This is a genomic window from Conexibacter stalactiti, from assembly GCF_033542075.1.
GTDB lineage: Bacteria > Actinomycetota > Thermoleophilia > Solirubrobacterales > Solirubrobacteraceae > Conexibacter > Conexibacter stalactiti.
The window spans coordinates 18,247-31,565 of record NZ_JAWSTH010000077.1 but is presented as its reverse complement, the minus strand read 5'-3'; the positions used below and the strand labels follow the sequence as shown (position 1 = coordinate 31,565).

The window sequence follows — 13,319 nt, the reverse complement described above, 5'->3', positions numbered from 1 at the left end:
CTGCTCCGCTGCCGCCGTGAGGAAGGCGAGCGTCGCCTCGACGACCGCCGCGGCGCGGCCGTGCCACGGCGGGTGGGCGCCGCCGTCGAGCGGCAGCAGGCGAGCGCCGGGGATCAGCGCCGCCAGCTCGCGGCCGCAGGCGAGCGGCGCCGCGCGGTCGTCGCGCCGGTGCAGCACCAGCGTCGGCAGGCGCAGCCGCGCGCAGGCGGCGCGCACGTCGGCGTCGTAGGCGAGCGCGAGCAGGTCGGCGGCCGTCGCCGGGTCGGCGGCGCTGCGCTGGTAGGCCGTCAGCTCGCGCCGCTCATCCTCCCCCGCGTCGGGCAGCCACACCTGGGTCAGCACGCGCGCGCCGAGCCCCCAATGGGCGCGCACCATCGCCAGCAGCGCGGCGCGCACCTCCGGCGGCGCGACCTCCTCGCCGTGGGCGTAGGCGCCGAAGGTCACCAGCCGCCGCACGCGCCGCGGATGGTGATCGGCGTAGGCGATCGCGAGACAGCCGCCGTAGGAGATCCCGAGCAGGTCGACCGGCGCCCCGCCCGGCACGGCCTGCTCGACCACCGCCTCGAGCGTCCGCAGCTCGGCGTCGAAGGTCGCCGCCTCGTCGTCGGCGCGGCGGTCGGAGAGCCCGCTGCCGAGGCGGTCGTAGCGGATCACCCGATGGCGCTGCGCGAGCCCGGCGACGAAGGCGCGGAAGCGCGGCTGACCCCAGTTCGCCTCGACGTTGGAGACCCACCAGCTCGGCAGCACCAACGGCGGCCCAGCGCCGCAGACCGCGATCGCGACCCGCCGGCCTCCGCCGACCTCGCAGAAGCCGATCTCCTGGTCGCCTGTCTGTTGTGGAGCGGCCACGCTGGCGACAGCGTAGAGCGCACGCTGGCCGCAACGGGCCATCTGCGCGCGGATGGCCGCAACGGGCGAAGCGGTCGCGACGGCGCGAGCGTAGAACGGTGAGGACAGAATCGGACCCGGAAAAGGAGCAGCGGATGACCGCCACGACACCGCGCAGCGGCCTCGCCAGCCGGCTCGGCGCAGCGCTCTACGATCCCGTGCTGGCGCTCGGCGAGCGGCGCGGCATGCGCGCCCGCCGTACAGCGCTGTTGGCCGGCGCCCACGGCCGCACGCTGGAGATCGGCGCCGGCACCGGCCGCAACCTCGACGCCTACCCGGCGACGCTCGACGCGTTGCTGCTGAGCGAGCCCGACGCCGGGATGCTGCGGCAGCTGCGGCGGACGCTCGCGCGCAGCGGGCGTGACGCCGAGCTGCTCGCCGCCGGCGCTGAGGCGCTGCCGCTCGCCGACGCGAGCGTCGACACCGTCGTCTCCACGATGGTCCTCTGCACCGTGCTCGATCCGCGCGCGGCGATCCGCGAGCTGCGGCGCGTGCTCGCGCCGGGCGGGCAGCTGCTGTTCGTCGAGCACGTGCGCGCCGACTCGGCGCGGCTCGCCCGCTGGCAGGATCGCCTCGCCGCGCCGTGGGCCGCGGTCGGCGCGGGCTGTCGCTGCAACCAGCCGACGCGCGCGCTGCTGGAGGAGCAGTTCGCACGGGTCGATGCAGAGCCGTCGGTGTGGCGCGGCATGCCGCCGCTCGTCCATCCGCTGCTGGTCGGGCGGGCCGTCGCATGAGCGCGGCGTGGAGCGGGCAGGTCGGGATCGCCTTCGCCGCCGGCGGTGAGCGGCTGGTCGCCTGGTACGCCGGCATCCTCGCCGGCCTCGCGGCCGCCTCGGCCGAGCAGGGCGAGCCGTTCGACGGCCGGCGCGCCGGTGCGCTGGTCGGCACCTCGGCCGGTGCGTGGGCCGCGCTGCAGCTCGCCGCGGGTGTCGACATGGAGGCATGCGCACGGCGTCTGGAGGCGCGCGGCGGCGGCGCGGCCGACGCAAAGCGCGGCGCGGCCGACGCAAAGCGCGGCGCGGACCTGTTCGAGCTGATGGCGCAGGCGTACGCGGCGACGCCGGGCACGCCGCGCGAGCGACGGCGGGCGCTCGCGGCGATCGCGCTGGAGCGCTCGCCCGGCGGCGAGGAGGCGTTCGTCGCAGCCGCCGCCGCGCGGCTGCCCACCGAACGGTGGCCGGCCCCGCTGCGGATCGCGGCGCTCGACGCGCTCAGCGGCGAGCGCGTCAGCTGGGGCGCGGCCGACGGCGTGCCGCTCGCGCGCGCCCTCGCGGCAGCGCGCAGCGTGCCGCTGCTGCGGCCACCTGTGACGATCGACGGCCGCCCGCGGATCGACGGCGCGCTCGCGTCGGCGACCAGCGCCGACCTGCTCTCCGGCGTCGAGCTGGCGGTCGTGGTCACCGGCAGCCCCGCTGACGCCGCGCCCGGCTCGGTCGACGCCCACTGGAACGCGGCGCTGGACGACGAGCTGGCGCGGCTCGATGCCGCCGGCGTGCGCGCGCACGTGCTGCGCGCCGACGCCGCCGACCGAGTCGCGATCGGCCCGGACCCGATGTCCGCGCTGACCGCGCCGCTCGCCGTCCGCGCCGGCCGCCGCCGGGGACGCGAGCTGGCGATCCTGCTGCGCGCCCAGCGCGCGAGCGCACAGCTCAGCGGCCGCCGCTGACGAGCGGCGGCGCGCCGTCGCTACGGTTGGCGCATGAGTGTCACGATCGCCGTCAACTATCCCGCTCCGATCCCCGTCGGCCACCACGTCGAGCTGACCTGGCGGGAGCGCACCGGCTGGCGCGGCAAGGCCCAGACACGGTCCCTTCGAGCCCGCCCTGTCGGAGCCCTACCAGCAGACCCTGCTGGTGCTCGACGAGTTGCCGAGCTCCTAGCGGCGAACGTTGGTGCTGACGGCGTCGCGGATCGGTGTGGGGCCGGTATTGAGTTCGAGGATCTGCCGGCTGATGCGGGGTTCGTGCAGTACCTCAGCGAGCGTCTCAGCGACATCAGCGCGCGCGACCTGGTCGTGGAACTCGGCGGGCCCAAGTGAAATGGTGCCGCTTCCTGGATCGTCGACGAGCAGCGACGGACGGAGGATCAGCCAGTCGAGGTCGCTGCGACTGAGCGCGATGTCTGCCTTCTTCTTCGCGGCGAAGTAGTACTCGACCTCGTCGCCGAGATCCCGTTCCCGCCACGACTCCGGAAGCACCGAGACAAGCGCCAGACGGGCGACGCCCGCGTGGCGTGTCGCCGCGATCGCTTTGGCCACGCCGTCCTCGTCGATCGCCTTCGTGGCCTCCCTGCTGCCGCCGTTGGATCCCGCGCTGAAGACGACGGCGTCAGCGTTGCCGAGGGCCGTCGCGAGCGCTTCCACGGTCATGCTGGCGAGGTCCCCGACGACCGCATCGATGCCTTGCTCCGCGAGCTCGGCCCGCTGTTCGTCCCGGCGCACGAGCCCGCGAACGGTGTCTCCCTTGGCGAGCAGCGTCCGCGCGAGCAGACCGCCGACCTTGCCCGTGATCCCGATGATGAACACGTCCATCGGGAAGCTCTTAGCAGACTCAGGGCACCGGTTCAGTCGAGATACCGATAGACGGAGCGCACCAGTTTCGCGAGCATGCGAGCCATGCGCTCCTTCCTCCCACTCGCCGTGGTCGCGGCCACCGCCGCGATCACCGCCTCCCCAGCCGCCGCGGCGCCGACCGTGAGCGGTGAGTTTCCGGTAACCGGTCGCCCCGGACAGCTCGTGCTTGGGCCCGACGGCAACACCTGGGTCGTCCTGCTCGACGGCCCTGACGATCTCGCGAGAATCACGCCAGGGGGTTCGGTCACCTTCTACAGAGACGCGAGACTCGACGGCGCGGTCGGCATCACCGCCGGCGCCGACGGAAGACTCTGGATGACGCAGCCGGGCAGAGTCGTCAGCTTCTCAACGGCCGACCCAGTCGGCAGCGCGACTTCCTTCCCGGCGCTGGCGATCGGCGGCCCAGAGAGGATCATCTCCGACGACACGGGCGTCCTGTGGACCGCCTCCGGAGAGAACGTCGTCAGCATCACCACGGCGGGCGTCGTCAGATCGTTCAGAGTCGCTGGAATGGCCGCACGTGGGATCGCGTTCGGCGGCGACAGACGCCTTTGGATCGTCGACTTCGGCAACGGGAGAATCGTCGCCACGTCACGAGACGGTGGGACGCCGGAGTTCTTCCCGGTCGGCGGGAACCCGCAAGAGGTCGCGGCTGGACCCGGCACCCAGGTTGCGTACACCAACCAAGGCGCCACGCCGCACGAGATCGGCCGGATCGACGCGCCAACCGTGTCGAGACTGGTCGTTGACAGAACCGATCCATTCGGGATCACGCGTGGGCTCGACGACGCCTACTGGATCGCCAACTTCACCGGGCATGACCTGACTCGTCTCGCGACCGACGGCACGATTACGAGACTCGGCGGCTTCACGCCGCTCTCCGGGCCGCGCTGGATCGCGACCGGCGCCGGCGGCACATTGTGGGTCTCGCTCCAAGCGATCAACAGAGTCGCCCTCGTCACCGGGCTCGAGGCGCCGATCGTCGTCCCGCCCAGAGTCGAGCCGCCGATCGTCGTCCCGCCGAGAGTCGAGCCGCCGAGAGCGGCCGACACGACCAGACCGGTGCTGCGCAAGCTCGGCGTCAGCGGCAGACCACGTGCCGGGGCCAGAGCGGTGAGCGTCGGCTACACGCTCTCGGAGCCGGCGACGATCGCCGCGAGACTGTCGCGCAAGACCCGCGGCAAACTGCATCAGGGCCGCTGCGTGGAGCCGAATCGGAGACTGCGGCGCGCGCGTGACTGCTTCCGCTGGGTCGCGAAGACGGCGGTGACGGTCAAAAGAGCGCCCGCGGGCGTCGGATCGATCGTCCTGCAGCCGCGTCGCGGACGCCTGACCGCCGGCACCTACCGCGTCGTGCTGAGCGTCACCGACGCGGCCGGCAACCGCGCCGCCGACCGCACCGTGACGATCACGCTGAAGGCGGCCAGACGCCGCTGACGCCGCTCAGGCCTCGCGCGCGATGCCTTCCAGCAGGTCGGCGGCGCGCGGGGCGCCGCCCTCGCGCGCGATCTCCTGCCGCAGCGCCTCCAGCCGCCGCGCGACCTGCTCGTCGGCGGCCAGCTCCAGCACCGCGGCACGCAGCTCGACCGGGCTCGCGGCGGTCTCCAGCCGCCGGCCGACGCCCAGCTCGACGAGCCGGTCGGCGTTGCCGAACTGGTCGACCGCCTGCGGCACGGCGACCATCGGCACACCGGCCGCCAGCCCCTCCTTCGCGCTGCCCATGCCGGCGTGCGTGACGAAGGCGCTCGCGCGCTCCAGCACCGCCAGCTGCGGCACGAAGCGGTGCAGCTCGACGTTGCCGGGGATCGTGCCGAGCGCGGCCGCCTCGACGTGCTCGCCGATCGACATCACGACGTGCCAGTCGAGCCCGCCGAACGCCTCCAGGCAGGCCCCGAAGAAGGCCGGCTGGTCGGTGAAGGCGGAGCCGAGCGAGACGAGCAGCAGCGGTCTGCCGTCGTCGGGCGCGCTCCACTCGCCCGGCTGGTCGCGCGGCCCCAGCGCCGGCCCGACGAAGGTGATCCGGTCGGCGTCGACGCGCTCGGCGTTCGGCTGCAGCGCGCGCGGGATCAGCGCGAGACAGCGGTGCGGGCGGCCGAGGAAGTCGTCGACCGCGTCGGGCACGCTCTGCTGCTCCAGCCACGCGGCGAAGCGCGCGTGGTAGGCACGGTAGGCGTCGGAGGCGAAGACCTCCCCCATCGCCGCCGCGATCTCCTGCTCGTAGCCCTCCCACGCCACGTAGGTCGGCGACAGCTGCACCGCCGGCACACCCCAGCGGTGCGCGAGCACGTGGCCGGGGTAGCCGCCGATGTCGTAGAGGACGACGTCGGGGCGGTCCTGTTCGTAGGCGTCGGCGAGCTGCGGCAGCACCGCGACCGCCTCGTCGAGGAACCACGTGTACGCCTGCACGACGTCGCCGTCCCACTGCGCGGCGCGCCCCTCCGGCGTCGTCGGCCAGGTCGTCTCGTAGAGGACGGGGGTCGCGCCGGCGGCCCGCACCGCCGGCGCGAACTGCTCGGTGACCGCGAACGTGACGCGATGGCCGCGGGCGGCCAGCTCAGCGACGACGCCGAGCGCCGGGTTGACGTGCCCGTGCGCGGGCACGGCGAAGATCGCGAAGTGACGGGGCTGTTCGGTGCGGGGCATGCTGCCCTCCGGTTCGATTCAACAGGATGAATTCGAGAACGCAGGAGCGCGTCACGCCGTTGAGGAGCGACGGGTGGGCTCGCTGCGCGCGGAGCGCTCTAGAGGTACAGCTGCAGGAACTGTGAACCGAAGTCCATGCGCGTCAGGGTAACGCGTGTTCCGGCGGTCGTCACGGTGATCCGGCCGGCGAGCGCGTACCGTACTGGCCGACGTGAGCGTGATCGGGGAAACGAGCGCGGCGCTGCCGATCGCCTGGGACCGGCTCGGCGACGGCGAACCGCTCCTGCTGCTGCACGGCCTCGGCGGCGAGCGCCACGTGTGGGAGCCGGTGCTGGCGCCGCTGGCCGCTCATCGCACGCTGATCGTGCCCGATCTGCCGGGCTTCGGCGCCTCCCCCGCGCTGCCCGGCCACACGCCTCCGACGCCCGCGGCGCTGGCGGCGGCTATCGCCGGGCTGCTCGACGCGCTCGGCCTCGACGCGCCCGACGTCGCCGGCAACTCGCTCGGCGGCTGGGTCGCGCTGGAGCTGGCGCTCGCCGGCCGCGCGCGCTCGGTCACGGCGCTCTGCCCGGCCGGGTTCTGGTCGCGGCCGCTCGGCCCGCGCAGAGACGGGGCGCGCAGGTTCGCCCGCGCCGTGCGCCCGCTGCTGCCGCTGCTGACGCGCGTCGGTCCGTTGCGGCGGGCCGCGCTCGCCGGCACCGTCGCACGGCCGCAGCAGGTGCCGGCGCGCGCCGCGGCGCGGCTGATCGGCTCCTACGCCGCCGCGCCCGGCTTCCTCGCCGCCGACGCCGCGATGCGCGCGGGCCGCTTCGCGCGGATCGCCGACGTGACGGTGCCGGTGACGCTCGCGTGGGGCGAGCGCGACCGGCTCGTGCGGCCGCCGCGCGAACTGCCGCTCGGCGTCGTATCGGTGCTGCTGCCCGGTTGCGGCCACCTGCCGATGTGGGACGACCCCGCCCTCGTCACGCAGGTGGTGCTGAGGGGCGCCGCTCAGGCCGCGTAGCGCTGCTGGGCGCGGGCGCGCGCCTTCGCCGCCTCGACCTCGCGGTCCTTCGGCGGCGCGTTCGTCTCCAGCTCGCCGAGCAGTCTCAGCGACACCGCCGTGACGGCCTCGATCGCGCGCGCGAACGCCTCCTCGTTGGCCTGCGACGGTCTCGTGAAGCCGCTGATCTTGCGCACGTACTGGAGCGCGGCGGCATGGACCTCGTCCTCGGTCGCCGGCGGCTCGAAGTTGTAGAGCGTTCTGATGTTTCGGCACATGCCCTCCATCGTAGGAGCGTCTCGCGGCGGCGCCAAGTACCTTGAGCGCCCGATGACCGAGCCGATCCACGAGCCCGACCAGCCCGATCTGCGCGCCGAGCGCTGGGAGCGCCGTCTGACGCCGCTGGTGATCGGCGCCGCGATCGCCGTGCTGCCGCTGCTGGCGCTGTCGCTGGCGAGACCGCACGGCGCGCTCCACGACGTCGAGACGATCGGCCACTGGGTGGTCTGGCTGCTGTTCTTCGCCGAGGCGGCGATCATGCTGACGGTCAGCCGCGACAAGCTCGGCTGGGCCTCGAGCCACCGCTTCGAGCTGGTCGTGGTCGTGGTCAGCTCACCCCTGTTGCCGCTGGCGCTCGCCGCGGCGCCGGCACTGCGCCTGCTGGTCGTCGCGAAGGCCTTCAAGGCGCTCAAGCTGGCGAAGGTGATCAAGCTCGGGAAGCTCGGGAAGAGCATCCGCCTGCTGCGCAGAAGACTGCGCCTCGGGCCGCGTGCGGAGCTGGTCCTGTCAGCCGTCGGCCTGTCGCTCGCGATCGGCCTCGTCGCCTACATCCTCACCGACGAAGCGCCGCTGGAGGACCTCGGCAACACGCTCGCGCTGCTGGCGCTCGGGCTGCTGATCACGACCTGCGTCGCGCACCTGCACCGGCGCGCGACGAGGCGCGGCTGAGGCACACGCGGGAACGCGCTCAACATCTGTTGAGCATATTCAGCACAGAACACTCAGAATGAGATACGGTGGGCGCGCCAGGTCGCACGACGCGTGCGACCACAATTCGGCCAAACGTCTCCGGGGGGACCATGAGTTTCAAGAAGCTGCCGCTGGCAGCGATCGTTGTCGCGTTCGCGTGCCTGCTCTTCAGCAGCAGCAGCGCCCAAGCGGTGCGTGTCAACGGCATCTCCGACAACGCCACGCATAGATGGTCGCCTCCATCGCTGTGGTGGTCGACCGGGCTCAACGAGGTCGGCTACATGCGCAAGATCATCAACTGGGATGTCGCCTTCCACCCTGAGCAATATCAGGACATGGAGCTCTGGCTCACGCGCGCCGCGCAGTTGAGAAAGAGAGTGGTCGTCTCGTTCGGCGGGCTCGACGAGCCGGCACCGCTCGACTACCGCTACGCGATTCACAGCTTCCGGCTGCTGTGGCCGCAGGTGACTGAGTTCACTGCCTGGAACGAACCCAACCACGTCGTCTCGGGTCATCCCAGAAGCGACGTCCCGGCGGCGACCGCGGCGAAGTACTGGAAGCAGCTCAACGAGGAGTGCCAGGTCCCGATCGCGGACAGAACCTGCGCCGCGATCGCGGGCGACTTCGCCGACAACAGCGAACTCTCGACGTACACCGCCGCGTACAAGGCCGAGCTCGGCTCGCTGAGACCGGCGGTGTGGGCGCTGCACGCCTACGCGGCGGTCAACCGGGACCAGCTCTGGCGAGTCGACAACTTCCTCGCGGACGTGTGGCCCGCTCCGGTGTTCATCACCGAGGTCGGCGCATATTTCTGTCAGGACTTCCAACTCGCGAGAAGCCCCGCCGGAACAGTTGCCGCCAACGTGCAGCAGGCAGCGCAGTTCCAGCGCGCCAGCGCCAGACGAATCGCCGCGCTCGGCGCCGGCCGCCCGCAGATCATGCGGATCTACTACTACCAGCTGGCGATCGGCGTACCCGCCGCTGGCTCCACCGGCGAATGCCGTGACAAGGACGACGCCTCGCTGATCGACAGATACGACGTCGAGCGACCGGGCCTCGGGGTGATCAAGAACGGCGTCCCGATCCCGATGCTGTTCAAGGACGGCACCTGGGAGCAGCGCTACAGCTTCGACACCGCGAACGATCCGAACCGCGTGGTCCAGTGGGGGCAGCCGGGCGATCAGCCGGTCTTCGGCGACTGGGATGGCGACGGCGTCAAGACGCCCGGGATCCTCCGCAACGGCACGTGGTGGTTGACCGACGACCCGCGCGCGCTCGACGGCACGAGAGCCCGCGTGTTCGCGTTCGGCGACCCGAGCGGCACCGCCGTCGCCGGCGACTGGAACGGTGACGGAATCGACACGATCGGCGTCCGTGTCGGCAACACCTTCTACCTCCGCAACAGCAACACGGCGGGCATGCACGACATCACGCCATTCAGCTTCGGCGATCCCTCCAACAAGGTCGTCATCGGCGACTGGAACGGCGACAGAATCGACTCGGTCGGCGTCGTCGTCAACGACGCGTGGTACGTGAAGAACTGGCACACCACCGGGGTCTCCGACAACGGCTGGTTCTACGGCGGCATCGGCGACAAGCCGGTGGTCGGCGACTGGGACGGCGACGGCGTCGACGATCCCGGCGTCTACCGGAGCTACGGCGGCAGCGGCACGTGGTTCCTCGGCAAGCAGGGGCAGACCGGCAACCTGTTCGGGTTCTTCTCCTACTTCGCCGACGGCAGCGAGGCGCCGCTGGCCGGCTGACGAGGCGTGCGGCTCGCGCCGGCTCGGGGTCCCGCCGCGGACCCCCGAGCCGGCGCTGCTCGACTCCTGACGGACGCGCTGTCAGGAGACCGCCGACGAGGGGTAGGCACCGCCGGTGCAGACCGCGTAGCGAGTGCCGGCGACTGGCGCGGTCACCGCCGGCAGCGCGAAGGTCGAGATGCCGTCGCCACCGAAGGCGGTGTTGATCAGGTTGAAGAGCGCCATCTCGTCGGTGATCCGGAGTGTGCGGCCGTCCGCGGGCGTCCACGTCGACGGCAGCCCAGCGGTCACGAACAGCTTCACCTGCCCGAGCGTGCACTGCGGGCTGCTCTGGGTGCCCTCGGCCCACGCCGGGCCGCCGCTGCAGAGGTCGTAGCGCAGGCCGGGAGGCGCGGTGATCGCGAGGCCGCCGGGGACAGAGCCGTCGGCCGGCGTCCAGCCGGCGGGCACTGCCTGCTGGGCTTTCAGTACGACCGTACCCTTCGTGCAGTTGGTCGGATACGACGCCGGATCACCGCCCGCGAAGTCGCGCGGGACCGGGAACAGCGCGCCGGTCGCGCAGAGGCGGTAGGCGAGACCAGCCGGCGCCGTCACCCCAGGGATGCCGAAGCTGGTGGGGACCGTTCCGCCGAAGCCCGCGCCGATCAGCGAGAAGAGCGCCTCGCGGCCGCGGATCGCGACGATCTGGCCGGCGGCCGGCAGCGAGAAGGCCGGCCTGATCGACGCCGGGTAGAGGTCGACCTCGGCGAGCGCGTCGCAGCTCGCGGGGCCGGCGACAGAGCCGTCATCGATGAACAGCGACGCGGCGCCGAAGCGACGGGGCAGCCGGCGGTCGAGCCGGGCGGCGTGATGGGCGAGGCCGGGTGTCAGCTCGCGCAGCAGTCTGGCGCGGAAGCGGACGGTCGCGCGGCGGGCGTCGTAGCGCGGTCGCGTCAGCTCCAACGCGACCGTGTCGGCACCTCTTCTGCCCCCGCTCAGCGTGACGACGGCGTTCGGCGGGTCGGCCGCGAAGCCAAGCCCGCGCCAGTAGGCGCCGGTCAGCTGCCGCAGCGGGACCGCGCCGGTGTCGCGCGCCGGCCGGTCGGAGAACCACACCGCCCGCGACGGCACGCCGCGCAGCGTCAGCGCGTAGCTGCCGCCGCCAAGCGGTTCCAGCGCCCCGCCCTCCGCCTGCACGACGAACAGCAGCGGCTCCGCCGGCGGCAGCCCGGCCGGGCGCGGCGCGGGCGCGGCCGCGGCGGTGGCCGAGGTCATCACGACCGCGACCAGCGCGAACAACAGGAACGGGAGCGCACGTCTCATGTCAGCAGCCTGACATGAGACGATCTCAAACGGAAGCGAGTGCCTGCGGCTCCGCCAGCAGCCCGCGCCGGCGCAGCTCCGGGATCACGCCCTCGCCGACGCGGTACGCCTCCTCGAGATGCGGATAGCCGGACAGGACGAACTCGTCGAGCCCCAGCTCGTGGTACTCGGCGATGCGGTCGGCGACCTGCTCGTGCGAGCCGACCAGCGCCGTCCCGGCCCCGCCGCGCACGAGCCCGACACCGGCCCACAGGTTCGGCGAGACCTCCAACGCGTCCGTTCTGCCGTTGTGCAGCGCGATCATCCGCGCCTGGCCCTCCGACTGCGACGCGCGCAGGGTCGCCTGCGCCCGCTCGATCGCGTCGGCGTCGATCCCTTCGAGCAGCTTGTCGGCCTCCGCCCACGCCTCCTCGGCGGTGTCACGCGAGATCGCGTGCAGGCGGATGCCGTATCTCAGCTCGCGCCCGGCGCGCTCGGCCGCCGCGCGCACGCGGTCGAGCTTCTCGGCGACCTGCGCCGGCGGCTCGCCCCACGTCAGGTAGACGTCGGCGTATCTGGCGGCGACGTCGAGCGCGCCCGGCGAGGAGCCGCCGAGGTAGATCCCCGGCGCCAGCTCGGGCGGGTTGGGCACGTGCGCGCCCTCGACCGAGTAGTGCTTGCCGCTGAAGTCGACCGGCTCGCCCTTCCACAGCTCGCGCACGATCGCGAGGTACTCCCCCGCGCGCTCGTAGCGCTCCTCCTTCGAGAGGAAGTCGCCGAAGCGGCGCTGCTCGACGTCGTCACCGCCGGTGACGACGTTGAGCAGCAGCCGGTTGCCGGAGACGCGCTGGTACGTCGCCGCCATCTGCGCGGCGAGCGTCGGCGAGACCAGCCCCGGCCGGAACGCGACGAGGTATCTGAGCCGCTCCGTCACCTGCGTCAGCGCCGCCGACAGCACCCAGGCGTCCTCGCACCAGCTGCTCGTCGGGGTCAGCGCGGCGTCGAAGCCGAGCTGCTCGGCCGAACGGGCGATCTGCCCGATGTAGCCGACCGACGGCGGCCGCTCGCTCGCACCGCTGAAGTCGAGGTGCTTGCGGGCGCCGACCGCGTTGCCCTTCGAGAGGTCGGTGCGCGAGTCGCCGGTCGTCGGCAGGAACCAGTGCAGTGTGACGGGCATGCTCAATTCACCTACTTGCTGTAGACCGAGTCGTTCACGATGTCGGTGAAGACGACTCTTCTCGTCAGCTCGCCCTCTTCGAGGAAGAGGTCGGCCAGTCTCTGCTGGGAGTCGACGATCTCGTCGTCGAGCGGGACGATGTCCGACGCCTTTCTGAGCGCGGCGACTCTCGTCACCTCGATCGGCAGGCCGGAGTCAGCGGTCCACGCGGCGGCCCACTCGTCGGGGTTCTCGCCCGCCCACGCCCAGGCGGCCTGGAGCCGTCTGAGGTAGTCCTGGATCGCGGCGACCTTGGCCGGATCCTCGAGCGCCTTGGTGGAGGCGATCTCGAAGCCGAGGCCCTGCTCGTACGGCTGGCCGGCGACGATCTCTCTGGCGTCGAGCGTCTCGAGCGCCTGCGTCGCGAACGGATCCCAGATCGAGATCGCGTCGACCGAGCCGCTCTGGTACGCGGCGAGCGCGTCCGGGGGCGCGAGGAAGGCGAACTCGACGTCGTCGGTGCCGAGGCCCTCGGACTTCAGCGCGTTGAGCACGAAGGCGTGGCCGGAGGTGCCTCTCGGCACGGCGATCTTCTTGCCCTTGAGGTCAGCGATCGAGGCGATGTCGGAGTCCTGCGGGACGAGGATCCGGTTCTCCTGGCTGTCGCGCTCCTTGACGGCGGCGATCACGTTGAAGGCGGCGCCGGCGGCGGCGCCGAAGATCGGCGGTGCGCAGCCGACCCAGGCGATGTCGATTCTGTCGGCGCCGGCGGCCTCGACCAGCGGCGGGCCGGCGACGAAGGTCGACCACTCGATCTCGTACGGCAGGTCGTCGAGCTGGCCTGACTTCTGCAGCACCGCTCTGATGCCGTCCTTCTGCGTGCCGACGCGCAGCTTCACGCCGCTGAGGTCGGAGCCGCCGTCGGCGGTCGTGGCGGCGGCGGTGCTCTCGGCGCCGGCGGCGGTCGAGCCGCCCTTGTCGTCGTCGCTGCCGCAGCCGGCAACGACCAGCGCGGCGAGCGCGAGCAGGGACAGCAGCACGGCGCGTACTGACGTACGTGTCATC

At 72.5% G+C, this 13,319-nt stretch carries 13 protein-coding genes; 6 read left to right on the top strand and 7 right to left on the bottom strand.

From position 1 onward, the window contains the following. Nucleotides 1–849, bottom strand: an 849-nt coding sequence (locus tag R7226_RS22795) for an alpha/beta fold hydrolase (RefSeq protein WP_318599655.1), incomplete at its 3' end; no start/stop codon positions are given. A 134-nt stretch (nucleotides 850–983) separates the two neighbouring features. Here R7226_RS22795 and R7226_RS22790 point away from each other — a divergent pair. Then, nucleotides 984–1,622, top strand: coding sequence for a class I SAM-dependent methyltransferase (locus tag R7226_RS22790; RefSeq protein WP_318599654.1), 639 nt, complete (start codon nucleotides 984–986; stop codon nucleotides 1,620–1,622). Next, entirely contained in the window at nucleotides 1,619–2,554 is a 936-nt protein-coding gene (locus R7226_RS22785; RefSeq protein WP_318599653.1) for a patatin-like phospholipase family protein, read from the top strand. Before R7226_RS22790 ends, R7226_RS22785 begins: the two co-directional genes overlap by 4 nt. A gap of 210 nt (nucleotides 2,555–2,764) precedes the next feature. Here the strand turns inward: R7226_RS22785 and R7226_RS22780 are convergent, their stop codons facing one another. Next, nucleotides 2,765–3,418 (bottom strand): NAD(P)H-binding protein, encoded by a 654-nt coding sequence (locus R7226_RS22780; RefSeq protein ID WP_318599652.1) that lies wholly within the window; start codon nucleotides 3,416–3,418, stop codon nucleotides 2,765–2,767. Between the two features lie 84 nt (nucleotides 3,419–3,502). Here R7226_RS22780 and R7226_RS22775 point away from each other — a divergent pair, with 84 nt between their 5' ends. Next, the gene (locus R7226_RS22775) at nucleotides 3,503–4,897 is read left to right on the top strand and encodes a virginiamycin B lyase family protein (protein WP_318599651.1); all 1,395 of its coding nucleotides are present in this window, start codon (nucleotides 3,503–3,505) and stop codon (nucleotides 4,895–4,897) included. A 6-nt stretch (nucleotides 4,898–4,903) separates the two neighbouring features. On the opposite strand, the gene R7226_RS22770 is transcribed toward R7226_RS22775, so the two are convergent. After that, nucleotides 4,904–6,103 carry a macrolide family glycosyltransferase gene (locus R7226_RS22770; RefSeq protein ID WP_318599650.1) on the bottom strand — a complete coding sequence of 400 codons (1,200 nt, stop codon included), beginning with the start codon at nucleotides 6,101–6,103 and terminating at the stop codon, nucleotides 4,904–4,906. Between the two features lie 211 nt (nucleotides 6,104–6,314). On the opposite strand from R7226_RS22770, the gene R7226_RS22765 reads away from it, so the two are divergent. Further along, nucleotides 6,315–7,106, top strand: a complete 792-nt coding sequence (locus R7226_RS22765; protein ID WP_318599649.1) for an alpha/beta fold hydrolase — start codon at nucleotides 6,315–6,317, stop codon at nucleotides 7,104–7,106. Here R7226_RS22765 and R7226_RS22760 read toward each other — a convergent pair. Further along, nucleotides 7,094–7,363, bottom strand: coding sequence for a DUF2277 domain-containing protein (locus R7226_RS22760; RefSeq protein WP_318599648.1), 270 nt, complete (start codon nucleotides 7,361–7,363; stop codon nucleotides 7,094–7,096). The two genes, R7226_RS22765 and R7226_RS22760, sit on opposite strands and share 13 nt — an antisense overlap. A 52-nt stretch (nucleotides 7,364–7,415) precedes the next feature. Here R7226_RS22760 and R7226_RS22755 point away from each other — a divergent pair, with 52 nt between their 5' ends. After that, a complete protein-coding gene (locus R7226_RS22755) occupies nucleotides 7,416–8,033 on the top strand; it encodes a hypothetical protein (protein ID WP_318599647.1) in 618 nt (205 codons plus the stop codon). A 131-nt stretch (nucleotides 8,034–8,164) separates the two neighbouring features. Then, entirely contained in the window at nucleotides 8,165–9,817 is a 1,653-nt protein-coding gene (locus R7226_RS22750; protein ID WP_318599646.1) for a hypothetical protein, read from the top strand. An 81-nt stretch (nucleotides 9,818–9,898) separates the two neighbouring features. On the opposite strand, the gene R7226_RS22745 is transcribed toward R7226_RS22750, so the two are convergent. The 3 genes from R7226_RS22745 to R7226_RS22735 are packed head-to-tail and all read right to left on the bottom strand — an operon-like array spanning nucleotide 9,899 to nucleotide 13,318. Continuing rightward, complete coding sequence (locus R7226_RS22745) at nucleotides 9,899–11,119, bottom strand: phage tail protein (protein WP_318599645.1); 1,221 nt, start codon at nucleotides 11,117–11,119, stop codon at nucleotides 9,899–9,901. Between the two features lie 25 nt (nucleotides 11,120–11,144). Next, nucleotides 11,145–12,275 (bottom strand): LLM class flavin-dependent oxidoreductase, encoded by a 1,131-nt coding sequence (locus tag R7226_RS22740; RefSeq protein ID WP_318599644.1) that lies wholly within the window; start codon nucleotides 12,273–12,275, stop codon nucleotides 11,145–11,147. Nucleotides 12,276–12,286: 11 nt separating this feature from the next. Continuing rightward, nucleotides 12,287–13,318 carry an ABC transporter substrate-binding protein gene (locus R7226_RS22735; RefSeq protein ID WP_318599643.1) on the bottom strand — a complete coding sequence of 344 codons (1,032 nt, stop codon included), beginning with the start codon at nucleotides 13,316–13,318 and terminating at the stop codon, nucleotides 12,287–12,289. Nucleotide 13,319: the final 1 nt, after the last annotated feature.